General features: G+C 51.0%; 21 protein-coding genes. 20 read left to right on the plus strand and 1 reads right to left on the minus strand.

Features of this window, described 5'->3' with window-relative positions; translation table 11 throughout:
* The first annotated feature begins 18 nt into the window (after positions 1–18).
* The 19 genes from wcaJ (at position 19) to DZE2538_RS06090 (ending at position 21,530) form a co-directional block, all read left to right on the plus strand.
* The gene (wcaJ, locus tag DZE2538_RS06000; protein WP_023639275.1) at positions 19–1,425 is read left to right on the plus strand and encodes an undecaprenyl-phosphate glucose phosphotransferase; all 1,407 of its coding nucleotides are present in this window, start codon (positions 19–21) and stop codon (positions 1,423–1,425) included.
* A 24-nt stretch (positions 1,426–1,449) separates the two neighbouring features.
* Positions 1,450–2,514, plus strand: coding sequence for a dTDP-glucose 4,6-dehydratase (gene rffG, locus DZE2538_RS06005; RefSeq protein WP_023639276.1), 1,065 nt, complete (start codon positions 1,450–1,452; stop codon positions 2,512–2,514).
* 25 nt (positions 2,515–2,539) lie between these two features.
* The gene (rfbA, locus tag DZE2538_RS06010; protein WP_023639277.1) at positions 2,540–3,409 is read left to right on the plus strand and encodes a glucose-1-phosphate thymidylyltransferase RfbA; all 870 of its coding nucleotides are present in this window, start codon (positions 2,540–2,542) and stop codon (positions 3,407–3,409) included.
* A gap of 1 nt (position 3,410) precedes the next feature.
* Complete coding sequence (rfbC, locus tag DZE2538_RS06015) at positions 3,411–3,947, plus strand: dTDP-4-dehydrorhamnose 3,5-epimerase (protein WP_038915831.1); 537 nt, start codon at positions 3,411–3,413, stop codon at positions 3,945–3,947.
* Entirely contained in the window at positions 3,944–4,801 is an 858-nt protein-coding gene (gene rfbD, locus DZE2538_RS06020; protein ID WP_038915832.1) for a dTDP-4-dehydrorhamnose reductase, read from the plus strand. The genes rfbC and rfbD overlap by 4 nt, the downstream gene beginning before the upstream one ends.
* Positions 4,802–4,879: 78 nt before the next feature.
* Positions 4,880–5,800 carry a glycosyltransferase family 2 protein gene (locus DZE2538_RS06025; RefSeq protein ID WP_038913483.1) on the plus strand — a complete coding sequence of 307 codons (921 nt, stop codon included), beginning with the start codon at positions 4,880–4,882 and terminating at the stop codon, positions 5,798–5,800.
* Entirely contained in the window at positions 5,797–7,068 is a 1,272-nt protein-coding gene (locus DZE2538_RS06030; RefSeq protein WP_038915833.1) for an oligosaccharide flippase family protein, read from the plus strand. Before DZE2538_RS06025 ends, DZE2538_RS06030 begins: the two co-directional genes overlap by 4 nt.
* A 126-nt stretch (positions 7,069–7,194) precedes the next feature.
* Positions 7,195–8,031: a glycosyltransferase family 2 protein gene (locus tag DZE2538_RS06035; RefSeq protein ID WP_023639282.1), complete on the plus strand. Its 837-nt coding sequence runs from the start codon at positions 7,195–7,197 to the stop codon at positions 8,029–8,031.
* A gap of 198 nt (positions 8,032–8,229) precedes the next feature.
* Positions 8,230–9,657 carry a mannose-1-phosphate guanylyltransferase/mannose-6-phosphate isomerase gene (locus DZE2538_RS06040; RefSeq protein ID WP_038915834.1) on the plus strand — a complete coding sequence of 476 codons (1,428 nt, stop codon included), beginning with the start codon at positions 8,230–8,232 and terminating at the stop codon, positions 9,655–9,657.
* Positions 9,658–9,671: 14 nt separating this feature from the next.
* On the plus strand, positions 9,672–11,045 hold the full coding sequence (gene cpsG, locus DZE2538_RS06045) for a phosphomannomutase CpsG (protein ID WP_038915835.1): 1,374 nt from the start codon (positions 9,672–9,674) through the stop codon (positions 11,043–11,045).
* 105 nt (positions 11,046–11,150) lie between these two features.
* Positions 11,151–12,158, plus strand: coding sequence for an NAD-dependent epimerase (locus tag DZE2538_RS06050; protein WP_012883972.1), 1,008 nt, complete (start codon positions 11,151–11,153; stop codon positions 12,156–12,158).
* A 109-nt stretch (positions 12,159–12,267) separates the two neighbouring features.
* The gene (locus DZE2538_RS06055) at positions 12,268–13,434 is read left to right on the plus strand and encodes a nucleotide sugar dehydrogenase (RefSeq protein ID WP_023639286.1); all 1,167 of its coding nucleotides are present in this window, start codon (positions 12,268–12,270) and stop codon (positions 13,432–13,434) included.
* 86 nt (positions 13,435–13,520) lie between these two features.
* A complete protein-coding gene (locus DZE2538_RS06060) occupies positions 13,521–14,420 on the plus strand; it encodes a sugar phosphate nucleotidyltransferase (protein WP_012883974.1) in 900 nt (299 codons plus the stop codon).
* A 147-nt stretch (positions 14,421–14,567) separates the two neighbouring features.
* Entirely contained in the window at positions 14,568–15,590 is a 1,023-nt protein-coding gene (locus tag DZE2538_RS06065; protein ID WP_152486124.1) for a CgeB family protein, read from the plus strand.
* 187 nt (positions 15,591–15,777) lie between these two features.
* A complete protein-coding gene (gene gndA / locus DZE2538_RS06070; protein WP_019845483.1) occupies positions 15,778–17,184 on the plus strand; it encodes an NADP-dependent phosphogluconate dehydrogenase in 1,407 nt (468 codons plus the stop codon).
* A 377-nt stretch (positions 17,185–17,561) separates the two neighbouring features.
* Positions 17,562–17,852 carry a hypothetical protein gene (locus tag DZE2538_RS06075; protein WP_019845484.1) on the plus strand — a complete coding sequence of 97 codons (291 nt, stop codon included), beginning with the start codon at positions 17,562–17,564 and terminating at the stop codon, positions 17,850–17,852.
* 115 nt (positions 17,853–17,967) lie between these two features.
* On the plus strand, positions 17,968–18,600 hold the full coding sequence (locus tag DZE2538_RS06080) for a YjbF family lipoprotein (RefSeq protein ID WP_162830904.1): 633 nt from the start codon (positions 17,968–17,970) through the stop codon (positions 18,598–18,600).
* A 9-nt stretch (positions 18,601–18,609) separates the two neighbouring features.
* Positions 18,610–19,389 carry a capsule biosynthesis GfcC D2 domain-containing protein gene (locus DZE2538_RS06085; RefSeq protein WP_038915837.1) on the plus strand — a complete coding sequence of 260 codons (780 nt, stop codon included), beginning with the start codon at positions 18,610–18,612 and terminating at the stop codon, positions 19,387–19,389.
* Positions 19,389–21,530: a YjbH domain-containing protein gene (locus DZE2538_RS06090; protein ID WP_019845487.1), complete on the plus strand. Its 2,142-nt coding sequence runs from the start codon at positions 19,389–19,391 to the stop codon at positions 21,528–21,530. Before DZE2538_RS06085 ends, DZE2538_RS06090 begins: the two co-directional genes overlap by 1 nt.
* A gap of 78 nt (positions 21,531–21,608) precedes the next feature.
* Here DZE2538_RS06090 and DZE2538_RS06095 read toward each other — a convergent pair whose 3' ends face one another.
* The gene (locus DZE2538_RS06095; RefSeq protein ID WP_236617001.1) at positions 21,609–22,724 is read right to left on the minus strand and encodes a hypothetical protein; all 1,116 of its coding nucleotides are present in this window, start codon (positions 22,722–22,724) and stop codon (positions 21,609–21,611) included.
* Between the two features lie 356 nt (positions 22,725–23,080).
* Between DZE2538_RS06095 and DZE2538_RS06100 the strand changes: the two genes are divergently transcribed.
* On the plus strand, positions 23,081–24,595 hold the full coding sequence (locus DZE2538_RS06100) for a hypothetical protein (RefSeq protein ID WP_023639293.1): 1,515 nt from the start codon (positions 23,081–23,083) through the stop codon (positions 24,593–24,595).
* Positions 24,596–24,834: the final 239 nt, after the last annotated feature.

Consider the following 24,834-nt stretch of genomic DNA (forward strand, 5'->3'; position numbering starts at 1 on the left):
TCATACAGGTGAACGACTATGGTCAGGAAAAAAGAAAATGTGGTTTATGCTATTCCCTCGCTGGTGTCGGTATTACAGCGTTTTTCTGATATGGCTGTAATCTTTATCAGTGTTGTGTTGGCATGTCTGGTAACCAAAAAAGAAATATCAACAGCGTCATATTTGATTGCGTTGATAAGCTTCTCCGTTTTTCAACTGTTGGCGGGCTTTACCCATTTTTATCGCTCATGGCGGGGGGTAGCATTGTATGCCGAGATCCGCACGCTGATTATTAATTGGGGGCTCAGCATTACATTTGGTGCCGGTATTCTGTCATTAGTGCCTAACCAATATATTGGTTACCATTTTCATGCGGTCTGGTTTTTATTTACCGTGGCGGGATTTGTGATATCACGCACCCTGATTCGGGTCGTGATACAATATTTGCGGAAATTAGGTTATAACAAGGTCAATGTGGCGTTTATCGGCGCACAACCGGCTGGGGTATATCTGGCGGAGAGTATTAAACAGGCACCCTGGCTGGGGCTGAACATCATCGGTTATTTTTCTGAAAACAGCCAGTTTCAGTACAGCTATGAGCGCAATGGCATTCGTTGCCTGGGGGATGTGGAAGAACTGGTCAGGCGGGCTCGTAAAGGGGATCTGGATAAGATCTATATCGCGTTCTCGTTGCAGGAAGCGGATCTGATCAACCACCTGACCTCAGCGCTGACGGATACCACCTGCACGGTGATGCTAGTGCCAGATATTCTGGCGTTCAACGTACTGCAGTCCCGTAGTGACATCATCAACGGCATTCCGGTGGTGTCATTGTATGACTCGCCGATGAGTGGTGTGAACCGGTTGCTCAAGCGGTTGGAGGATATCGTGGTCGCGTCGATGATTACTGTGCTTATTTCCCCGCTGTTATTGGGTATTGCGTTGCTGGTCAAGTTGACCTCCAAAGGGCCGGTGATATTCCGGCAGACGCGTTACGGCATGGACGGCAAAGCGATAGAAGTGTGGAAATTTCGCAGTATGACGGTGATGGAAAACGGCGACACGGTTATTCAAGCCTGTAAGGGGGATAAGCGTATTACACCGGTAGGCGCGTTTTTGCGCCGCACATCGCTCGATGAGCTGCCGCAGTTTATCAACGTGATTCGTGGTGAGATGTCGATTGTCGGACCTCGACCCCATGCGGTGGCGCACAATGAACAGTATCGCAAGCTGATCAAGGGTTATATGCTGCGGCACAAAATGAAGCCAGGTATCACCGGTTGGGCGCAAATTAACGGTTGGCGCGGTGAAACCGACACGCTGGAGAAGATGGAAAAACGGGTGGAATGCGATCTGTTTTATATCGAAAACTGGAGCGTCTGGCTGGATATCAAGATCATCTTTCTGACAATTTTCAAAGGATTTGTGGGTAAATCCGCGTATTAACTCATTTCTGAAAGGTCACTATTCATGAATATTCTGGTAACGGGTGGGGCTGGGTTCATTGGTTCAGCCGTGGTGCGTCATATCATTCAGCATACGCAGGACCGGGTCATGGTGGTCGATTGCCTGACTTATGCCGGTAATCTGGCATCGTTGAAAGAGGTGGCGGCCGATCCCCGTTTTTTGTTTGAGAAAGTCAACATCTGCGACCGAGCTGCGCTGGATCGGGTGTTTACGACCTTTCAGCCGGATGCGGTGATGCATCTGGCGGCGGAGAGTCATGTCGATCGTTCTATCGATGGGCCTTCCGCCTTTATTGAAACCAATATCACCGGGACCTATACGTTGCTGGAAGCCGCGCGGCAGTACTGGTCGGCGTTACCGCAAGTACGTAAAGAAGCGTTTCGTTTTCACCACATTTCGACCGATGAAGTGTATGGCGATCTGCATGGTACTGACGATCTGTTTACCGAAACCACGCCGTATGCGCCGAGCAGTCCGTATTCCGCCTCTAAAGCAGCCAGCGATCATCTGGTGCGTGCCTGGCTGAGAACCTACGGTTTACCGACGCTGGTAACCAACTGTTCCAATAACTATGGGCCGTATCATTTCCCGGAAAAACTCATCCCGCTGATGATCCTCAATGCGCTGGAAGGTAAACCGCTGCCGGTGTACGGCGAAGGCAACCAGATTCGGGATTGGTTGTTCGTCGACGATCACGCGCGGGCGCTTTATACCGTCGTCACTACCGGTGAGGTAGGGGAGACATACAACATCGGCGGTCATAACGAACGGAAAAATATTGAGGTGGTGCAAACCATCTGTACGTTGCTGGATGAGCTGAGACCGGAGAAACCGGCCGGCATCCGCCATTACGCTGAACTTATTACCCATGTGACCGACAGGCCGGGACACGATCTGCGTTACGCGATCGACGCTTCGAAGGTCTACCGGGAATTGGGTTGGAAACCGATGGAAACCTTTGAGTCCGGCATCCGTAAGACAGTGGAATGGTATCTGGCGAACGAAACCTGGTGGCGCGGCGTTAAGGATGGCTCCTATACCGGTGAACGCTTAGGTTTACCCCTTTAATCGTATTCTAGTTAAGGAAAGTTCAATGAAAGGCATTGTACTGGCAGGCGGTTCCGGCACTCGACTCTATCCGATTACCCGTGGGGTATCGAAGCAACTGTTGCCCATCTACGATAAGCCGATGATTTACTATCCGATTTCGGTACTGATGCTGGCCGGAATTCGGGATATTCTGATCATTTCCACGCCAGAGGATCTGCCCGCGTATCGTCGGCTACTGGGTAACGGTAGCCGATTCGGTCTGAATCTCTGCTATGCCGAGCAGCCGTCACCGGACGGTCTGGCACAGGCGTTTTTGATTGGCGAAACCTTTATCGACGGTGACCCCTGTGCATTGGTTCTGGGTGACAATATCTTCTTTGGTCAGAGCTTTGGTAAAAAACTGGAGAGCGTCGCGGCCCGTACTGAGGGGGCGACGGTGTTCGGTTATCAGGTGATGGATCCGGAACGTTTTGGCGTAGTGGAGTTTGATGCTAACAATCAGGCCATATCCCTGGAAGAAAAACCCAGCAAGCCAAAGTCTAACTGGGCAGTAACCGGGCTCTATTTCTATGACCATCAGGTGGTGGAAATGGCTAAGCAGGTTAAACCCTCTGCGCGTGGCGAACTGGAAATCACCACACTTAATGAGATGTACCTCCAGCAGGGCAAGTTGACTGTGGAAGTGCTGGGGCGTGGTTTTGCCTGGCTGGATACCGGTACCCATGACAGCCTGCTGGAGGCATCCCAGTTCATCAGCACTATCGAGAAACGTCAGGGCTTCAAGGTTGCCTGTCTTGAGGAAATTGCGTTTCGCAAAGGCTGGCTGACCCGTGAACAGGTGGCGGATGAAGCTCGTTATCTTGCTAAAACCCATTATGGCCAGTATCTGGCCCAGTTACTGACGGGGATATGATATGCAAGTCCATGATACTGCCATTCAGGGTGTAAAAGTGATTGAGCCTAAAGTCTTTGGTGATGCCAGAGGCTTTTTTCTGGAAACGTTTGAGAAAAAACGTTATCAGGAGATGCTGGATATCGACCTGGACTTTGTACAGGACAACCATTCCCGCTCGGCCAGAGGCGTATTGCGCGGGTTGCATTTTCAAACGGTAAACCCGCAGGGAAAACTGGTACGTGTAGTGCGTGGTGCCGTGTTTGATGTTGTCGTGGATATCCGGCCCGATTCCCCCACCTTTGGCCGCTGGGATGGCGTGACGCTGTCAGAGGAAAATAAAACCCAATTCTGGATTCCCCCCGGTTTGGCACACGGTTTTGTGGTGCTGTCTGAACTGGCGGATTTTGAATACAAGTGCACCGACTATTACAACCCTGTACATGAAAGTTGTTTGCTATGGAATGACCCGGATATCGGCATCGACTGGCCGATAGCGTCGCCTTTGTTATCGGAGAAAGATAAAAAAGGTAAAACATTTAAGGAGCTATGGGGATGAAAGTGTTGTTAACCGGTGCTAATGGTCAACTGGGACGCTGCTTTCAGGATCGGTTGCCGCAAGGATGGTCGGTACTGGCGACGGATGCCGATTCGCTGGATATCACTGACGAAGCGCAAGTGCAGGCGACGGTAACATCGTGGCAGCCGGATGCCATCGTCAACGCTGCCGCCTATACCGCGGTTGATAAAGCAGAGTCGGAGCCGGAACTGGCAACGCGTATCAATGTGGCTGGGCCGGAATATCTGGCGCGCGCGGCTCGCCAGCAGGGAGCCCGTTTTATCCATGTCTCTACCGATTATGTGTTCGATGGAACCGCGACGCGACCGTATATCGAGACGGATACCACTCACCCGCTGGGTGTCTACGGTCAGACAAAACTCGATGGTGAGCGGGTTGTGCTGAAAGTGAACCCGGCCGCGCAGATTGTACGCACGGCCTGGGTATTTAGTGAGTACGGCAATAACTTTGTGAAAACGATGCTGCGTTTGGGCCGGGAACGCGAGAGTCTGGGGGTGGTAGCGGATCAGCGAGGTTGCCCAACCTATGCCGGTGATATTGCCGATGCCATTATCAGTTTGTTACAACAGCAGGCTGATGGTGGGTTGTACCATTTCTGTGGTGATGAAGAAGTATCATGGCATGAGTTTGCCAGCACTATCTTTACCCTGGCTCATGAACAGCACGTGTTGGCCCGTGTACCGGTGGTCAACGCGATTACCACCGAGCAGTATCCGACGCCAGCGGCGCGACCGGCGTATTCCACACTGGATTGCGCCAAGATAGTCCGTCTTGGCATACCGCCGTCCGACTGGCGGGCAGCATTAAACACTATCATTCCTAAATTACGCTGATAATCATCAGGCGCGGTAAATCCCGTGCATGGATTTACCGCACATCGTTTTTGTATTTCCTTATCTTCGGTAGCAGAGATGACAGGTCACGATCGGATCAGTATCGCGTTGGCCACCTATAACGGTGGACGTTATATCAAACAGCAACTGGATTCTATCCAGCATCAAACGCATCAGAACATCATGATTCATGTGTGTGATGACGGTTCCCGTGATAACACACTGGATGTGGTGCGCAGTCATGCGCTTTATCAGCAAGGTAAAATCCGCCTTTATCCCGGTGAGGGTGGGCTGGGGGCGATGAAAAACTTTCGTCGCGCGATTGCCTGCTGTGAAGACGGCTATATCGCCTTGTGCGATCAGGATGATTATTGGGTACCGGAAAAACTGGCGTTGTTGTTAAACGAGGTCAAATCCCATGAACAGGGCGGAGCCAGGCCGGTGTTGGCGTTTTCCGATCTGGAAATTGTGGATACGGTATTGGAGCCGCTGTACCCCTCTTTTTATCGTGCGTCGATTAAATCGTCAGCGGCCAGCCAGCCGGAGGATTTTGTCGTCAGCAACCATATCCCGGGTTGCGCTATGTTGTTTAACCGAGCGTTGAAACAGTTGATAGAACCGATGCCGGACGATATCCGTATGCACGACTGGTGGATTGCGATGATCGCCGCTCATAGCGGTAAAATAAGCTATGTGGATAGGCCGCTGATTAAATATCGTCAGCACGGTAACAATACCGTTGGTGCGCCCGGTATTTTGCGAAAACGTCTGTTACCGGACAGCCTGTTGTGCCTGAGAAGTTACCCCACCACTCGCAAGCACAGCCACATGATGCTAAGCGCCCTGAAACACTTTTGTCAGCAGCACCAGTCTGACCATACCGATTTTCTACGTGTGATCCGCGGAGAGGCCGGGGTTCGGCACAAGCTGTCGTTGATGCGGCGGGCGCGTAACGGCGAGCGGAAGCTGCTGAGTTGTGCAATCTGGTGGATGGTATGAGTGATAAAAAGGCAATAAAGCGCGAAGTTATCTCTCTCTACGTTATCCAGATTTCCAACATGCTGCTGCCGCTGGTGACGTTTCCCTACCTTGCCAGAGTGCTGGGGGTGGAGTTCTTCGGAAAACTCAGTTACGCTCAGTCAATCAGTTTTATCGCGCTGTTTATTGTCGATTTTGGTTTTAACTTTTCTGCTGCCCGAAAGGTCAGCGCTCATGCTGGTAACACGGCAGCGATTAATGTCCTGTATTCGAATGTGCAGTGTGCCAAGACCGTGTTATTTGTGGTGATGATGGTGGCTGGTACAGTGGTGGACCTGTTAACGGCGCAGTCGAAAATGGACGGTATCCTGTTTTTTATCGGACTGGTGTCGTCGTTAAGTTCGTTGTTGTCAGCCGCCTGGTTATTTCAAGGATTGGGGAAAAACTCCCATCTGGCTATCCTGAACCTGATTTTTCGCGTGCTGGCGCTGGGCCTGATTTTTTTGCTGGTGGCTTCACCAGCGGATATTTATCTGGCAGCACTGATTCAACTGTTTCCCCCAGTGCTGGTTGGGCTGGTGATTCAGTGCCAGTTGAAACGTCGCGAATCGGTAAGCTGGCAGTTATCTGGTATCAATCGGCAAACCGTGATGGGCGAAATCAAAGAGAGTTTTCACAACTTCTCTGCGTCGCTCTTCACGTTGGGGTTCACTTATCTTAACCCCGTTTTCATCAAGTTTCTGTTTGGCGATGCGGCACTGGGCCACTATGCAGTAGCGGACAGGCTGGCATCCGTATTACGTCAGTTGTATAACCCGATTGTGCAGGGTAATTTCAGCCATATTTGCAGTTTGTACAATCAGCAGGCGTATAGCGCCATTCGGGCCCGGTTGAAAAAGGTACTCATGATGTTTTCGTTGCTGACCGGCTGCGCTTTTTTGGGCAATCTGTTGGTGGGCGCGCCGTTAATTCACTGGGTGTTCGGTAAGGAGTACAATATTAATGCGCTGCTGACCATCATGATAGTCACGCAGTTTGTGATTTCATTGTCGATCATTCTGGTTAATCTGATCATTATTCCTGCCGGGTTGAGTCTTTATCTGAAACGCGTCTATTTCGTTGGGCTGCTATGCCACTTTTCCTATCTGTTTTTCTTTGCCGAATGGTGGGGGGTTGCGGGCGTCGCCGTGGCGGTCGGGGCGACGGAACTTATCATTACCGTACTCTTCTTTGGGATGGTGATGAAAAAGAACACACTGGGTCATCGGATGGCAGATCTATCCCAATAAGCTAACCCATCAATAGCTATTCCATCAATAATGTAACGACTGTATCAGCATTTAATCATAAACAGGGATAATACCGAGTGTCTGAATGGAGTCGCTGTTGTCACCCTGTTTTCCCAGGAGAGAGTCATGATAAGAAATGCCATTCTGGTGGTGTTGTACAATAAAGGACTGGAATCATCGGCAACGTTACAGACGTTGATTCAACATCCATTTAAACATGTTAAGTTAACTATTCATAATAACGGACCATTTCGTATTTCTGAGGAAGATGCTTTTTTTCTGCGGCTGAAAACGATTTATGAGCAAGTTGAATTGGTGAATTGCCTGGAGAACAAGCCGTTAAGTCAGGTCTATAATCAATTTATCATGAGTAATCTGCAGGTGGAGCGATGGGTCATTCTGGATGATGATACCACCATAAATGAATCCTTCTGGTTCGCGGTAGAACACACCCAGGCAGATATTGAGTGCCCCAGGATTATTTCCAGTATTAATTACAAAACCTACTACCCGGTATCCCAAGGGGAGATTGTATTGAATTATCAGGAGTTGGATCCGGCAACGGCGTTTTCTATTGGTTCAGGGCTGATTATTCACCGTCGGTTATGGGATGTGTTCGAGCGGCATGGGTTGTCATTATTCGATGAGAACTATGCGCTGTACGGGGTTGATGTCAGCGTGTTTCGTCGTATACACCGACTGAGCGCAGGTGGCGAAACCTTTTTACTGAAAAGTAGTTGTTATCTGGAACATGCGCTTTCTCGCTCTGAAAAGAAAGAAAGTGAATTTAGAATAACGGAAAACCTGATTGATTTGGCGGTGTCAGCGCGTCGATATCCCCAGTTTCATTTGTATTACCATCTTGGCTGGCGGTTGTTTAAACAATTTATTCGGTTGCGGTTTAAAACGGTTTTGGTTGCCATTCAGGCCTTCTTTCGTGGTAAGCACCCTCGCTGTAGTTAATTTTTTATTAATGAATTTATTGATGAATAAAATTAATTACTCCTGGTGACAGGCTGAATTACGTCTTCAATCTGAGCCTTATTTTATTCAATAAACTTTAGTAATACCCCTATGCCCAATATGATTCAGACGCAACGTGTGCACGTCGCTGCTGCCTGAAATATGTGGGTATCACCACCACATTTAGTAAGGTGTGATATGTCTAACATTATTCCTGTCATTATGGCTGGTGGCAGTGGTAGCCGATTATGGCCGCTATCCCGAGAATTATTTCCCAAACAGTTTTTGTCACTGGGCGATGAGAGCCAGTACAGCTTATTGCAAAATACGCTGGCGCGCTTGCAGGGGGTGCCGTTTCTGGTACAGCAGCGACCACTGGTTATCTGCAATGAGGATCATCGTTTTCTGGTCGCTGAACAGTTGCGCGAACAGCAACAACTGGGCAGCAACATTATTTTGGAACCCACCGGGCGCAATACCGCGCCGGCAATTGCACTGGCCGCCCACCTGAGCGTTAAAACCGACCCTGATAGCATTTTGTTGGTATTGGCCGCCGATCATCTGATTAAAAAAACCGAAAATTTCCATCGGGCTGTTCAGCAGGCGTTGCCGTATGCCTGCGAAAACAAACTGGTGACGTTTGGTATTGTCCCGACCACGCCGGAAACCGGTTATGGCTATATCAAGACCGGTGAACCACTGTCTGATGGCGGGTTTACGGTCGATGAGTTCGTGGAGAAACCCAGTCTGGCAACCGCCGAACGTTACCTGACATCGGGTAAATATTGCTGGAACAGCGGCATGTTTATGTTCCGTGCCGACAAATACCTCAATGAACTGCAACACCATCAACCTGATATTTACGAGTTAACCCGTGTGGCAATGGCACGCAGCCAGCGCGATATGGATTTTATCCGTGTGGAGCCGCGTGCGTTTAGCGATTGCCCCAATGATTCCATTGATTACGCCGTGATGGAGAAAACGCATGATGCGGTCGTTATCGCCTTTGACGCTGGCTGGAGCGATGTGGGGTCGTGGTCGTCCTTGTGGGAGGTATCGCAGAAGGATGAACAGGGCAACGTAACCGTAGGGGATGTCATCACGCTGGATAGCCACAACAACTACGTTTCTACCTCTGCACCGCTGGTGGCGACCATCGGTATTGATGACGCGATCATCGTCAACACCGGGGATGCATTGCTGGTCGCGGCGAAAGAACGGGCGCAGGACGTCAAAAAAGTCGTAGAGCGTCTGAAAGCGCAGAACCGACATCAGTTTCGTGACCACACCGAGTCATTTCGTCCCTGGGGTAAGAGCAGCAGCATTGATGCTGGTGAGCACTATCAGGTGAAAAAACTCACCGTACGGCCAGGGCAGGGCCTGTCGTTACAGCAACATTTTCACCGAGCGGAGCACTGGATCGTGCTATCGGGTACGGCCAGGGTTCAGGTTGATGACAACACCTATTTTCTGTCGGAAAACCAATCCACGTTTATCCAGCCGGGGGCGGTGCATACGCTGGAAAACCCCGGTTTGATTGACCTGGTGATGATTGAGGTGCGTTCAGGCCGTTACCTGGAAGAGGACGACATCGTCCGTTTGCATGACCGTTATGGTCGGGTATAAAGGGAGAAGGGCAGATGTCCGTATTAACCTGCTTTAAAGCCTATGATATTCGCGGTGAGTTGGGCGTTGAGCTCAACGAAGAGATTGCCTACCGCATTGGACGGGCCTATGCCGAGGTTATTCAACCTCAACGTGTCGTTGTCGGGGGCGATGTTCGGCTAACCAGTGAAGCATTGAAACACGCACTGGCCGATGGCCTGCGCGATGCCGGAGTCGATGTCTACGACATCGGTTTATCCGGTACAGAAGAAGTCTATTTTGCGACGTTTCATTTCGGCATGGATGGCGGTATTGAAGTGACCGCCAGCCATAATCCGATTAATTATAACGGCATGAAGCTGGTACGTGCCGGCTCTCAGCCTATCAGCGGCGACAGTGGGCTGACGGATATCCAACGCCTGGCGCAGGAAAATCGTTTTGCTCCCGTCAATCCTCAGCATCGTGGTCGCTATGAAACATTGGCGATATCGCAACCGTATATCGCGCATCTGATGTCGTACATTAATCCGCGTAACCTGACGCCGATGAAGATCGTCATCAATAGTGGTAATGGAGCTGCAGGTCATGTGGTGGATGCACTGGAGGTGGAGTTAGGTCGCCATGGTGCGCCGGTCACCTTCGTCAAGCTCCATCATCAACCGGATGGCGCTTTTCCGAATGGCATTCCTAATCCGCTACTACAGGAATGTCGCGCTGATACCGCCCGTGCCGTCGTGGAGCATCAGGCGGATTTCGGTGTGGCGTTTGACGGTGATTTTGACCGTTGCTTCCTGTTTGACCATCAGGGGCGCTTTATCGAAGGGTATTATATTGTTGGGTTACTGGCGGAGTCGTTCCTTAATAAAGCGCCAGGTTCCACCATTATTCACGACCCACGTCTGACCTGGAACACGGTCGATATCGTGACCGGCAAAGGCGGCAATCCGGTGATGTCAAAAACCGGTCATGCCTTTATCAAGGAACGGATGCGTAAGGAAGATGCCATTTATGGCGGTGAAATGAGTGCGCATCACTACTTCCGCTCGTTCGCTTATTGTGACTCCGGTATGATTCCGTGGTTGCTGGTGGCGGAGTTGATCAGTGTTCGCGGACAATCGCTGTCGCAACTGGTGAGTGAGCGTATGCGCGCCTATCCCGCTTCCGGTGAGATCAACTCTCTGCTGGCAGACCCGGCAGCGGCTATAGCGCGTGTGCGCGCTGCGCTGGAACCACAGGCACTGGCGGTGGATGAAACCGACGGCATCAGTCTGACATTTGCAGACTGGCGTTTCAATTTGCGCAGTTCCAATACTGAACCTGTGGTGCGGCTTAATGTCGAATCACGACAGGATGTTCGGTTAATGGAAGAAAAAACCCGGACGATTCTGGCGCTGTTGCGTCAGTGTTGAGGTGATTTCTGGCACCCTCTTGCAGTTTTCCGCGCTTAGCGGGTGCTGAATCAAGGCGGTGGATGGTATTATCTCTGCCATTCAAGTCACGTTAAGAGTTCCTGAATGAAATTTCTTGTTACCGGAGCGGCCGGCTTTATCGGCTTCTTTACCTGTCAGTCACTCTGCGCTGCCGGCCATACGGTGGTGGGGATAGACAACCTCAACAGTTACTACGAGGTATCGCTCAAGGAGGCGCGGCTGGCAAAACTGCGCACGCTGGCCGGTTTTCGTTTTGAACGCATTGATATTGCCGATAGTCAGGCAATGGCAGCGTTGTTCGCGGCGGAAAAATTTGAGCGTGTTATCCATCTTGCGGCGCAAGCCGGGGTGCGGTACTCGCTGGAAAACCCGATGGTGTATGCGGAAAGTAACCTGATAGGCCACCTGAATGTACTGGAAGGTTGCCGCCACAGTGGCGTCGGTCATCTGATTTATGCCTCTTCCAGTTCGGTATACGGACTGAACAGCAAAACACCGTTTGAAACCACCGACTCGACCGATCACCCGATTTCGCTGTATGCCGCGACCAAGAAATCCAACGAACTGATGGCGCATTCCTACTCGCACCTGTATGACCTGCCGACTACCGGGTTGCGCTTTTTCACGGTGTATGGACCGTGGGGGCGTCCGGATATGGCGTTGTTCAAGTTTACCCGCCGTATTCTGGCTGGTGAACCGATCGATATCTACAATCAGGGCGATATGTGGCGTGATTTCACCTATGTGACGGATATCGTGGAAGGTGTGTTGCGTGTCGTCGATCAGATACCGACGCGTCAGGCTGACTGGAAGGTGGAAAGCGGCTCGCCAGCCACCAGTTCTGCACCCTACCGGCTCTACAATATTGGCAACGGTAGCCCGGTGCGGTTGATGGATTTCGTCACTGCGTTGGAGTCAGCGTTGGGACGTGAGGCGGTGAAAAACTTCATGCCGATGCAGGCTGGCGATGTTTATCAGACCTATGCCGACACCAGCGATCTGTTCGCGGTAACAGGCTATCGGCCGCAAGTCGGGGTGAACGAAGGGGTGCGCGCCTTCGTAGACTGGTATCGGGATTTCTATCAGGCCTGAACGACATAAAACGAGATATTACGGCATTAGGCGGCGGACATTTCTGCGGCTTTGCTATGTTCTGTGACGGGTACAGAGTGTTACCCGGTAGGATGAATGTGGACAGATGATGAAAATTGCAATTGCGGGTACCGGTTATGTTGGCTTGTCCAACGCCATGCTGCTGGCGCAGCATAATGAAGTCGTCGCGGTGGATATCCTCGCCGAAAAAGTGGACATGCTGAACAAAGGCATCTCCCCGATTGTGGATAAGGAAATCGAAGCGTATCTGCGCAACCCGGCGCTGAATTTTCGTGCCACGCTGGATGCTGACTCCGCGTATCGGGGAGCAGAGTTCGTAATTATCGCCACGCCGACAGATTACGATCCGAAAACCAATTACTTCAACACGCGCTCGGTGGAAGCGGTGATCAGCAAAGTACTGGAAGTGAACCCAGACGCCGTTATGATCATCAAATCTACCATCCCGGTGGGGTATACCGCACAGGTTCGTGAGCAGTTCGGTACCGAAAATATCATTTTCTCGCCGGAGTTCCTGCGTGAAGGCCGTGCACTGTACGATAACCTGTATCCATCCCGTATTGTGGTGGGGGAACGTTCTGAACGTGCCGAGCGTTTCGCTCGTCTGCTGGTCGATGGGGCCATCAAGACCAATATTCCGGTGCTGTTTACCGGGTTAACCGAAGCCGAAGCGATCAAATTGTTTGCCAATACCTATCTGGCAATGCGTGTGGCCTATTTCAATGAGCTTGATACCTATGCTCAGACATTGGGGTTGGATAGTAAGCAGATTATCGAAGGTGTTGGGTTGGATCCGCGTATCGGCCAGCACTACAACAACCCGTCGTTTGGTTATGGTGGTTACTGCCTGCCGAAGGACACCAAGCAATTGCTGGCTAACTATGAATCCGTGCCGAATAACCTGATTCGGGCGATTGTCGATGCCAACACCACCCGTAAGGATTTCATTGCTGATTCAGTGATTCGACGCGGTCCGAAAGTGGTGGGGATTTACCGACTGGTGATGAAAACCGGGTCTGATAATTTCCGCGCCTCCGCGATTCAAGGGGTGATGAAGCGAATCAAGGCCAAAGGTATCGATGTGGTGGTGTATGAACCCGCGTTGAAAGAGTCGGAGTTCTTCCGTTCCCGTGTGATTCATGACCTGGAAGAATTCAAACAGATGTCTGATGTCATTCTGTCGAACCGAATGGCACCGGAATTGTCTGATGTAATGGAAAAAGTGTATACCCGCGATCTCTTTGGGGCTGATTAGGTGTATTCTGGCGCCAGAAAAATCAATGTGGCGCGGTCGTTGCCTCGTCGCGACAAACAGCAGCATGTTTTTTGAGAGAACACGAAATGACAGCATTAAAAGCGATTATCCCCGTTGCCGGCTTAGGGATGAACTTGTTGCCGGTTACCAAAGCGATTCCGAAAGAGATGCTTCCGCTGGTTGACCGGCCGGTAATCGAAAAGATTGTCAACGAATGCGTTAATGCGGGCATTAAAGAGATTGTGCTGGTCACGCACGCCTCTAAAAACGCCATTGAAAACCATTTTGATACCTCTTTCGAGCTGGAGTCGATGCTGGAAGAGCGCGCCAAACGACAGTTGCTGGCGGAAGTTAAGTCCATTTGCCCGCCGGGCGTGACTATCATGAACGTGCGCCAGGGGCAGACGTTGGGGCTGGGGCACGCGGTGTCCTGCGCTCACCCGATTGTCGGCAACGCGCCGTTTGTCGTGGTGCTGCCGGATGTGGTGATGGACGACAGCTCCGCTGATCAGTCGAAAGACAATCTGGCGCTGCTGATTTCCCGTTTTGAAGAAACCGGCCACAGTCAGGTGCTGGTAAAACACCGCCCGTATGAAGTGTTGCCGGAATACTCCATCGTGGAATGCGAGAAGCCGCTGAATCAGGCGGGCGACGCGTCGGCGATCACCTCCATGATCGAGAAACCAGAACTGGCGCCGGTGGAAGGTTCGGACCTGTCCGCGGTTGGCCGTTATGTGCTGACGGCCGAAGCCTGGCCGATTCTGGAAAACATCGTGGCGGGCGCGTGGGGTCGTATCCAACTGACCGACGCTATCGCTGAGCTTATCAAAACCCAGCAGGTGGATGCGGTTCAGATGACGGGTCGTAGCTTCAACTGCGGCCGGAAGATGGGATACGTGCAGGCGTTTGTTTCCTACGGCCTGCGCAACCCAGAACTGGGTGATGCCTTTAAAACCAAAATCAAGGCGTTGCTGGAAAAATATTAATTACTGCTTTGAGCCCGATAACACACCGGTGTTATCGGGTTTTCTTGATAAAGTCCTCAATAATTAGTTGAATTGTTTATTCTATTAGAATTTATTGCGTCATTTTTTTATTATTCGGTTATACGGCAAAGGCTATTTGGCCAGTGATTGCTGACTTTATTACACACGCATAGCATTAGAATGAAAAAGATAAATAAAATCCTGATGGTCTGCCCGACAGGGTTTGGGACGACCAAAAATGGACGTGACTTGGCTGAAGCGTTCATTTCTCTGGGGTATGACGTTCAATTGGTGAACAGTGATTGTAGGCCATTGGTTCAGTCGCTAACGCCTAAATTTCTGCGTAATAAACTGTTTTCCGAACAGTGCCGCTTCTATTTTAATGAATACTTGCTGAATCAGTGCGCCAGACTGAGGCCGGACATGGTCTTTGCGATAAAGCCCGTCAATGTTTTTGCCGAGACGGTCAAGACCATTTCCAATATGGGTATTATGACCTGTAGTTACTGGATTGATGATCCGTTGGATTTCGAACGTGCGGTAGTGGCTTCGGCACCGTTTGATATTCATTTTACCAACGATCGTGGTTCGGTTGCTAATTATGCACGTCATGGCATTAAAGCCCGACATTTACCCTCTGCGGTTAACCCGACGCTGTTTTATCCGCTAAAGAAGGCCACACCGCGTTATTCCCTGAGCTTTGTCGGAACTTTTGGCGAGTACCGGCGAAGTATTCTTAACCAGGTTGTTATGCCGGTTCATGCTTTTGGACCAGGTTGGAAAAAAAACACCCGTGCGGATGAGAGGATTATTCCGATGCCGGAGGTGTTTGGTAAAAAAACCAATCAGGTATTTAATCACAGCCATATTAATCTGAATGTCCATACCTGGAATGGGGTGGGGACTGCCATGAACCTGCGGTTATTCGAAGTACCTGCGGCAGGGGGCTTTCTGTTGACGGATAGCGTGGATGAAATTGGTGAGTATTTTACCCCTGGTGTCAATATTGAGACCTGGCACTGTGTTGACGAGTTAAATGACAAAATTCGCTTTTATCAGCAAAACGCAGCCGCGCGGGAACGAATCACTACTGCATCCCGCGAGCACGTGCTGAAAAATCATATCTACCGGCAGCGTTGTCAACAAATTCTGGCTGATATTGCCTGTTGAATGCCTGTTTGCTGTGTAACAGAAGAGGAGGTCTACGCCGATGTTGTACTGTAATGGCGTAGATCCTTATCCGGCGCACCAATAACTACCCACTCAGCCGTTAGCTGGGTTACCATGTCAGCCTGCTTTTTGTTGCCTGGGGCGCAATCAGCCGCAGGCAGGTTACCTTCAGACAGGAGTTGTTTTAATGTCCAAACAGCAAATTGGCGTTGTCGGTATGGCGGTCATGGGGCGCAATCTGGCGCTTAACATTGAAAGCCGGGGTTATACCGTTTCCGTCTTTAACCGTTCCTCAGACAAAACGGACGAAGTGATTGCCGAGAACCCAGGTAAAAAACTGGTACCGTGCTACACCGTCGAAGAGTTTGTTGAATCTCTGGAAAAACCGCGCCGTATCCTGTTGATGGTTAAAGCAGGTGAAGCGACGGATAAAACCATTGAATCACTGAAACCGTATCTGGAAAAAGGCGACATCCTGATCGATGGCGGCAACACCTTCTATAAAGACACTATCCGCCGTAACCGTGAGCTGTCTGCCGAAGGGTTTAACTTCATCGGCACCGGCGTGTCTGGTGGTGAGGAAGGCGCGCTGAAGGGCCCGTCCATTATGCCTGGCGGCCAGAAAGAAGCCTATGAACTGGTCGCGCCGATTCTGCAGCAGATTGCTGCCCGTGCCGAAGGCGAGCCTTGCGTGACCTATATTGGCGCTGACGGTGCCGGTCATTATGTGAAAATGGTGCACAACGGCATCGAATACGGTGACATGCAGTTGATTGCGGAAGCCTATGCATTGCTGAAACAGGCGCTTGGGCTTTCCAATGACGAGCTGGCAAGCACCTTTGCTGAGTGGAACAAAGGTGAACTGAGCAGCTACCTGATTGAGATAACCGCCGATATCTTCACCAAGAAAGACGAAGAAGGTAAATACCTGGTCGATGTGATTCTCGATGAAGCGGCCAACAAAGGTACCGGTAAGTGGACCAGCCAGAGCTCGCTGGATCTGGGTGAACCGTTGTCTCTGATTACCGAATCGGTGTTTGCTCGTTACCTGTCTTCGCTGAAAAACCAGCGTGTGGCTGCCTCTAAGGTGCTGAGTGGCCCGGTAGCGCAGGCGTTCAATGGCGACAAAGCCGGGTTTGTGGAAAAAGTGCGTCGTGCGCTGTATCTGGGGAAAATCGTTTCCTACGCGCAGGGTTTCTCTCAGTTGAAAGCGGCTTCTGACGAAAACAACTGGAGCCTGAACTACGGTGAAATCGCCAAGATCTTCCGTGCCGGTTGTATTATTCGCGCCCAGTTCTTGCAGAAGATCACCGATGCTTATGCCGAAAACGCCGATATCGCCAATTTGCTGCTGGCACCGTACTTCCGCCAGGTCGCCGACGACTATCAGCAGGCGCTGCGTGATGTGGTGTCTTATGCTGTACAGCAGGGTATCCCGACCCCGACCTTCTCTGCGGCAATCGCTTATTATGATAGCTATCGTTCTGAAGTATTACCGGCTAACCTGATTCAGGCTCAGCGCGATTATTTCGGTGCGCATACTTATAAACGTATTGATAAAGAAGGCGTATTCCATACCGAATGGTTGGAATAACATTCTGAAATATCTTCTTATCTCAAAACCGGATAGAAATATCCGGTTTTTCTTTCTCAATATCTCATCGTAAATAACTAAGACTTTTCCGAGAATATTTCATCTCATTGTAACTAATGGGGAAAATATAGCACTCTTGCGACTTGTCTTATTTTCTTATCCGTCTAATCCTGCTTTTCTTATTCTTTATCTGAGTCTTGGTTCGGATACTTCCCGTATGCGGGCGATTATTTCATAAAGGATCAATTGAAATAATTACTTCATCAGTCATGGGGAAGATCCAACCTGGCTGATTAATTCGGCCAGTCGTGGGGTAGGGAATAATTTTCGAATTATCCCTGTCCTATCTCCTTAACGGGAAATAAAAGGAAATGGTAATGATGAAGAAAACGTTGGCGACCCTGGTGTTGGCTCTGGCCATCCCGGCGGGCGCACTGGCGGCTGAACAGCCGACAGTCAATGGCGGCCAGCCTGTTGGAGGGGTGACCTTCCAGGGCAGCGGTATCGCGGCTGGTTCTCATGCGTTTAGTGCGGCTCATGGCCGCGGTACCGGCTATGGTTATGGGTTTGGCCGTGCCGTCGCGGCTGGCGTCGTATCTGCCTCCACCAGTACGACCTCCAGTACCGTAGGAACCAGCACCTCAACCGTGACGTCAACTCGCGGTTAATGATGGGCTATTCACCAAGGCCACTCCGGTGGCCTTTTTTCTGCTTCAGGATGTTCAGGCGAGAACCCGAACAATGAAAAGAATCCTTGAGTTAACACTGTTCAGGATACTGGTGATGTTTTGCTGCATAACGGGGCTGACAGGGTGTTCTCAGCAAATCAGTCAACTTGGGCGGGACTTTCGGCTGGCGTTGTGGGGAAGGGAAGACGTAAGCATGACGCCACAACAGGTTGCACAACTTCCCTATGCCTCGGCATATCTGAAAGTAGGTAAGGCACCGCGTGCTTTTGTCGTACTGGCGTTTGTTGATAACCAGCAGTTGCAATGGGTGACGGAAGATAAAAACAGTGTGACGACGCGTTTTGGGCGACTGGTGAAAACGCAAGGCTGGGGAGAAGACATTCGGCATGTTACCGAACTGGACTCAGACCCGCTGAGCCTTGGGTTGCTCAAGCCCGGCACACCCAAAAACTGGCACACCGTGATGAGTTGGTCACAGGTGCTGCGTGGCGGCTATGAGCTGCAATCTGTATTCGAGAACAAAGGTCTGGAAACCCTGACCGTAATGAACACCCCTGTAAAGGCGGTGCGCTTTGATGAGCAGGTAACCGTTCCGGCACTGGGCACACATTACACCAACCAATACTGGCTGGATCCGGCCTCCGGGCAGGTCATCCAAAGCTATCAGTACATGGGGCCAAACATGGCTCAGGTTCAGTTCACCGTACTTAAGCCATACAGTAAATAGGGTTATTTTATGTTGTCATTCAATCGTCTGGCTGCCCTGTTACTGCTGGTGGCCGGAACATCAGGGGCAGCGCAGTTAACGGTCAAGGTTGCGAATGAAACGCTACCTGCCGTCGAGCTGGACGACGGCACGCGTCTGGATCAGTTCTATAGCCGGATAACGTTTGCGGACAATGTTAACTGGCAGACGGCATTACTCACCAATGAGCGTGTGACGCAGCAAGCCAAAGAAACGGGAGAGAAATTACAGGCCCGGCTCTATCAACTGCAACTGGCCTGGCAGATTGACGGTGATGGCGACTGGGCGATAGCCGCCTGGTATATGGCGCAGGCGCTAAAACAAGTGAACGCCGTTGGCCGCATTCGCGCCAGTATCGCGCCGGACATCATCCGGTTATCGCAGCGTAAGAATCGCCCGCTGGTGGGGAACTACACCCTCTATCTCTCGCCGTATCGGCAGCAGTTCTTCCTGTTTGGGTTAATCAGTACCGGCATTGATATCGGCACACCAAACGTGTTTAAGGACATCGACCTTAAGCCAGGCTGGTCGGTCGAGCAATACATTGGCAGGCGACGTTTCTTGCCGGGCGGTGATAACCGGGAAGGATATCTGATCTCGGGTGACGGACACTGGCGCAAGGTTCCACTGGCTACCTGGAATCGCCAGCACCATGAACCGGCGGCCGGAGAAACGCTGTTCATCGGTTTCGATCCTTCCATTTTGCCTGACGGCTTCTCTTCGCTGAATGCGCAGATTGCCGACTATCTTGCCAATCGGATTCCACACTAATGGCTAATCACACCATGTTGAAACTACGCTGCCTGTCACTGGCGATAGGTAGCGCATTGGGAACGTCGGCTCAGGCGGCGGATAGGGATAATAACGACGCAGTGAATCGTAGCGGTTATTACCAACCCGCTGGCGTGTCGCAGATGGATTTTGGTGGCGTGGGGTTATGGCAGATGCCGAGCGCGCGTATGGCGGACACCGGTGAGTTTAGCGCCAGCTACCGTGATAATCAGGAGTATCGTCGTTATGCCATTTCATTGCAGCCGCTCGACTGGCTGGAAATGACCCTACGCTATACCGATATTCGTACCCGACCTTACAGCACCTCGCCCTCGTTCAGCGGACATCAAACCTATAAAGACAAAAGTTTTGACGTCAAAGCGCGGCTATGGCAGGAAAGTCGTTGGTTGCCGCAGGTTTCTCTGGGGTTGAGGGATATCGCCGGGACCGGCCTGTTCGACAGCGAATATCTGGTGGCCAGTAAACGCTGGGGACCGTTCGATTTCTCACTGGGGATGGGCTGGGGCAATATGGCGCAGAGCGGTAATATCGTCAATCCCGCCTGTCGGTTGTCAGCGGGATTCTGTACCCGCTCCGCTTCCACCGAAACCGGGCAATTCGCGGCGAAGAATTTTTTCCACGGGCCAGCCGCGCTGTTCGCCGGGCTGGAATACCAGACTCCCTGGGACCCACTGCGCATCAAGCTGGAATACGACAGTAACGATTACAGTAAGGAGGCGGCTGATCAGACACGCCCCGCCTCACAGCATATCAAGCAGGATTCGCCGATTAACGTCGGCCTGGTGTATCGCGCTACCGATTGGCTGGATACCTCGCTGTCGTGGGAGCGTGGCAATACCCTGATGTGGGGTTTTACCTTGCGAACCAACTTTAATCATCTCAGGCCACAGCATCCGGATGATGAACCACCGGTCTATCTGCCATCGAAAAATGCAGCTGGCGGCACCGACTGGCGGCGTGTCTCGCAGGAACTGGATGAGCAGGCCGGTTTCAGCGAACCAGATATTTATACTGATGGTCAGCAGGTCACGGTGGTGGCGGATCAGTATAAATATAACAGTGATGCGCAGGCCAGCCGGCGGGCGGCAACGGTGCTGGCGAATAACCTGCCGGAGAGTGTGGCGCAGTATCATATCGTGACACGTAGCGGCCCACTGACCACCGCCAGCACTCGTGTGGATGCGGCGGCATTTCGTCAACTGGAATCCGGCGACACACCGCTCGGGGTAGATGAACCGGATCCCTATCACGTAGAACCCTTGTCAGAGCCGCGGGGCCAGCAGGTGTTGCATACCACACCGCCGCGTTTTTCCTACGGCATTGACCCGTCGTTGCAGCAGTCGTTTGGCGGCCCGGAATCGTTTTATATGTATCAGTTGTCCGCGAATGCCAGTGCGGATTACCGCATCACGGACAACTGGCGGCTGGGCGGTACGCTGAACATCAACCTGCTCAACAACTACGATCAATTCAATTTTAAATCGCCGCCGCAGGATGGCGCGGCGTTGCCCCGTGTTCGTACCCATATCCGTGAATATGTGACGTCGTCAGATGTTTTGCTGACCAATCTACAACTGTCTCGTTACGATCACCCCGCTCGCGACTGGTATACCCAGGTCTATGGCGGTTATCTGGAAATGATGTATGCCGGGGTAGGGGGCGAAGTGCTGTATCGACCATTTGGCAGCAACTGGGCGGTTGGGATGGATGTTAACTACGTTAAGCAACGTGACTGGGACGACCCGCAGCGGTTGAGGGATTACAGCGTCACCACCGGTCACCTCACCACCTACTGGTCGTTGCCGTTTGTCAAAGGCGGGTTGGCGAAAATCAGTGTCGGGCGTTATCTGGCGGGCGATAAAGGTATCACGCTGGATCTGTCGCGCCGCTTCGACAGTGGGATTGTGGCCGGTGCTTTTGCGACCGTCACCAATGTCAGCGCCAGTGAGTACGGCGAAGGCAGTTTCACCAAGGGCATCTACTTTACGATCCCGTTTGATCTGCTGTTTAGTTCGCCGACGACCCGCCGCGGCTCCATTGGCTGGGTTCCGCTCACCCGAGATGGCGGCCAGATGTTGGATAGACGTGATGTGCTGTACAACATGGTTGATAGGGAATAAAGCGGGCGGGTGGATAGGTGACCCGCACCGCCAGATGAGTTGTCGACACCTCTCGCAAAACGGGAGGTGTCGGCAGCATCAGGGGTGGATCCGTAGTGAAGGTGCGGATGTCAGAGGGTGCAGGACGGTGGTGGCTTGCCGACGATGCAGTGTGCTGCTGACCATCATCATGGTGACGAACAGGAATAACCCTGGCGAAAAGTAACCATAACCGCGCAGGAAAAACTCAACGGCATACCCGATCACGACCGCCATGGCGATTTTCAACAGTGTCGATTCTGTGTCCGTATTATCGCGGATGCGGTTGATGGTGTTGACGGCTTTTTTCAGAACCCACAAGTAACCAGCGCTCAGTAGCAGGCCGACAGCACCGAATTCGCTGACGATTTTCGACGCCAGAAAACCGCCATCGTTGCGGTTGAAATCGCTACCCGCCAGCGACTGGATGACATACCCGTATTGGCCCACACCATTGGTACCAGCCATTTGTAGCCCCAGACCGATACCGTGACTTTCCAGTAAAGCGTTCTTCGCATCGTCCAGCCCTTGCAGGAACACTAGCGTGGTCAGGTTATCGGTATCGTCACTGATAGCCAGACGTGATCCAAAGTAGGCGATGGCGGGCAGGTCGGAGAAGTAGGTCAACATGATATAGACTGCGACGACCACGATGACGAGCACCGTTAGCATCAGCGTGACACGGCGCGCCATCCAGAAGACGAAAATCGCCATCATGCAGAACACCAGTAACGTCAGGCTAGGGAAAATTAACGCCTGCAACAGCAGATTCCCCAGCAATACCATGCGTTCCCGGTTTTTCATCAGAATGCCGCTGGCGCATACAAACAGACCTACCGTCAGCGCGTAATGGCTCTCTTCGGAAAAGGGAAATACCGCTTTGGGTTTGGCCGCATAGCTGCCGATGTCAATGCGATGAATAACCGAGAGCCAGCCCAGCAACAATAGCGTATAGGTCACGGCGCGAAACACGCTAGCCAGCGTAGCGGGAGAAACCGTTAACAAGCGATTAGATAACAGTATGGCACCAAGAAAAATAATAATCAGCGCAGGTAAGGTAAATAAAGGCTTGTAATTATCAGCCATCGCGGCGATATAACCGGACTGTGCCAGTAATATAAATACCACTATCGAGAAAAGTAGGATTTTTCCACTGGAAAATGACAGCATTTTCATATGGCGCAGGCCATAAACATAAATGGGAACGATTGCCACCATCATCCCTGGAGCCAATGAGGATTGTTGCAGAAATACAAACACAAACTGCGGTATCAGGAAAATGCAAAGCATTGTCCAGTAAAGAGGATCATGCTTTATGGTTGCTTTCAATTTTCTATTCTCCCTATCTCACTTAGCTGCTCTATTATGAGTGATGATAAAGCAGATTGAATTGAATTTTTAATTATTTTTTCAGCAGGATTATGACAGTTATTGACGTGATTGTTTATCATGGGTTTTATCAATAAATGACGTTTCATCAGGTAAGTTTTTAATCTTAATGTATTGAATTAATTGATGTTGGAGAAATGGCTATGAACAGAAGAGATTTCCTTGCCGGCAGCCTGGCATCGCTGGCAGCGACATCTGCGGCGGCATCACAAAATAATAACACCCTTAATAATGATGCTGTTGCCTTTACCCGTGATATCAGGAATTACAATATTGATTTCTCCGGAAAGAATGATTCCACCGGGCCTTTTCAGACGCTTCTTAATGATATGCTGGAGCAATCAAAATCGTTATCAAATGCACAGCAAAAAGTCAGGTTAATGCTACAAGGTGTTGTGCAGGTTTCTTCCACAATTAAAATCGATGCATCGAAAGTTTCTATTCATGGTCCGCTGACAATTATTTTTACCAAAAATGGTCATTTTGATAACTACGCGATTGTGGTGACCGGTAATCCAGATGTGGATGCCGCTTACAGTAATATCGTGGACAGTTTCTTTTCCGGTGTGCATTTTATTTCGGAAAAGAGAACGTTAGATCTGTTTTTTGCCTATAACCCGGAGAGCAATTCCAATCGTAATGCGTCCTGTCTGCTCAGTATTTATTCCTGCCGCTTTACCGGATTCAGGCGGGTTTTTTCCAATGGTGCTGGTGGGTGGGGCTGGAATTGGTTTTCTTGCGGTTTTAATAACTGTGATCGCCTGCTGTACCTGACCCGTCAGCCGGATTCTTATGAGCGTTTTACGTTCATCGGCTGCATCTGGCAAAACGGCGGCTATGCGTTTGAAATCGATAACCCGGACGGTGTGGTCTACTGGCAGGCGGGCAGCTTTGATTATTGTGAAGGCATAGCGCTGATTAATGAAGGCCATGTTGAGATTAACGGCCATGTTGAGTACGTGAAGCGTAAACAACCGGTGGTTGTGCTCAGAAAAAAGAACGCCAGTTTTGTATTTAATGGCGGAGCGATTTTCGTGCGTCAGAATCCCGAACAGCCCTATGTGATTTTTGATCAGGCATTTGACTATCAGACCACACTGACCAGTGTGCGTTTTGCGACCGATGGCGTTAATGTCACGTCTTGTGTGATCTCCAATCGACCGTGCTGGAAGAATAACCTGATTTTCACCAATCAGATGGCGGAGCTGATCGCCCTGAACGATAACGGTAGTACCGTGGTTTATCCCGGCGCAGCCAGTTGTGCCTGTCGCTACGATCCGGCGCACATCAAAGAAGACAACGGGCGGTTTGTCAAAATCGCCGCCAGCGACAACGTACAGGTGCAGTTTCTGATACCGGTTAATGGGCATGATCAAATCGGCGTTGTCTGGCAGGCGCAAACCTCCGCGACCAATAAAGTCGCCATTACCAAAGCCCTCCATGCCTATGGTGAGAATGGTCCCGGCCCGGTCATGATGGACCTGACGCGTGACGGTAAAGATTGTATCCAGCGTAGTGATCAGTTACAGAAGGGCAGTTCCGGTACGTTGTGGAAGGTCCCGCGCAGCGCCTGGCTGTTTGCGTTGTCATTCAATCTTTCCTCGGCCAGTGTGGGTGATTATCTGGATATGCATGAACTGAAACTGATCAGTTGTTGATGGTCACGCCGGATGTAAGGAATGCGATCGTTTTACGATAGTGGGATGTAGGCAATGAAAGGTTGTGTAACTAATTGATTTTTTATTAATACCTGGCTTGTTGCCTGCGAGCGGCATCCCTATGATGACACCCGTTGATAGTGAGGTGAATCATGAAAAGTGTCGTCAAAATGGTCGGTTTGCTGGCATTCATTGCGAGCCTGAGCGGTTGTATCTTTCCACCCCCGTGGGGAGGACCC

This window comes from Dickeya zeae NCPPB 2538, assembly GCF_000406165.1.
Lineage (GTDB): Bacteria > Pseudomonadota > Gammaproteobacteria > Enterobacterales > Enterobacteriaceae > Dickeya > Dickeya zeae.

What these genes read in the sequence shown, in the direction of transcription:
- wcaJ (WP_023639275.1), top strand. Translation starts at nt 19, where the DNA reads ATGGTCAGGAAAAAAGAAAATGTGGTTTATGCTATTCCCTCGCTGGTG.
- rffG (WP_023639276.1), top strand. Translation starts at nt 1,450, where the DNA reads ATGAATATTCTGGTAACGGGTGGGGCTGGGTTCATTGGTTCAGCCGTG.
- rfbA (WP_023639277.1), top strand. Translation starts at nt 2,540, where the DNA reads ATGAAAGGCATTGTACTGGCAGGCGGTTCCGGCACTCGACTCTATCCG.
- rfbC (WP_038915831.1), top strand. Translation starts at nt 3,411, where the DNA reads ATGCAAGTCCATGATACTGCCATTCAGGGTGTAAAAGTGATTGAGCCT.
- rfbD (WP_038915832.1), top strand. Translation starts at nt 3,944, where the DNA reads ATGAAAGTGTTGTTAACCGGTGCTAATGGTCAACTGGGACGCTGCTTT.
- DZE2538_RS06025 (WP_038913483.1), top strand. Translation starts at nt 4,880, where the DNA reads ATGACAGGTCACGATCGGATCAGTATCGCGTTGGCCACCTATAACGGT.
- DZE2538_RS06030 (WP_038915833.1), top strand. Translation starts at nt 5,797, where the DNA reads ATGAGTGATAAAAAGGCAATAAAGCGCGAAGTTATCTCTCTCTACGTT.
- DZE2538_RS06035 (WP_023639282.1), top strand. Translation starts at nt 7,195, where the DNA reads ATGATAAGAAATGCCATTCTGGTGGTGTTGTACAATAAAGGACTGGAA.
- DZE2538_RS06040 (WP_038915834.1), top strand. Translation starts at nt 8,230, where the DNA reads ATGTCTAACATTATTCCTGTCATTATGGCTGGTGGCAGTGGTAGCCGA.
- cpsG (WP_038915835.1), top strand. Translation starts at nt 9,672, where the DNA reads ATGTCCGTATTAACCTGCTTTAAAGCCTATGATATTCGCGGTGAGTTG.
- DZE2538_RS06050 (WP_012883972.1), top strand. Translation starts at nt 11,151, where the DNA reads ATGAAATTTCTTGTTACCGGAGCGGCCGGCTTTATCGGCTTCTTTACC.
- DZE2538_RS06055 (WP_023639286.1), top strand. Translation starts at nt 12,268, where the DNA reads ATGAAAATTGCAATTGCGGGTACCGGTTATGTTGGCTTGTCCAACGCC.
- DZE2538_RS06060 (WP_012883974.1), top strand. Translation starts at nt 13,521, where the DNA reads ATGACAGCATTAAAAGCGATTATCCCCGTTGCCGGCTTAGGGATGAAC.
- gndA (WP_019845483.1), top strand. Translation starts at nt 15,778, where the DNA reads ATGTCCAAACAGCAAATTGGCGTTGTCGGTATGGCGGTCATGGGGCGC.
- DZE2538_RS06075 (WP_019845484.1), top strand. Translation starts at nt 17,562, where the DNA reads ATGATGAAGAAAACGTTGGCGACCCTGGTGTTGGCTCTGGCCATCCCG.
- DZE2538_RS06080 (WP_162830904.1), top strand. Translation starts at nt 17,968, where the DNA reads ATGTTTTGCTGCATAACGGGGCTGACAGGGTGTTCTCAGCAAATCAGT.
- DZE2538_RS06085 (WP_038915837.1), top strand. Translation starts at nt 18,610, where the DNA reads ATGTTGTCATTCAATCGTCTGGCTGCCCTGTTACTGCTGGTGGCCGGA.
- DZE2538_RS06090 (WP_019845487.1), top strand. Translation starts at nt 19,389, where the DNA reads ATGGCTAATCACACCATGTTGAAACTACGCTGCCTGTCACTGGCGATA.
- DZE2538_RS06095 (WP_236617001.1), bottom strand. Translation starts at nt 22,724, where the DNA reads ATGAAAATGCTGTCATTTTCCAGTGGAAAAATCCTACTTTTCTCGATA.
- DZE2538_RS06100 (WP_023639293.1), top strand. Translation starts at nt 23,081, where the DNA reads ATGAACAGAAGAGATTTCCTTGCCGGCAGCCTGGCATCGCTGGCAGCG.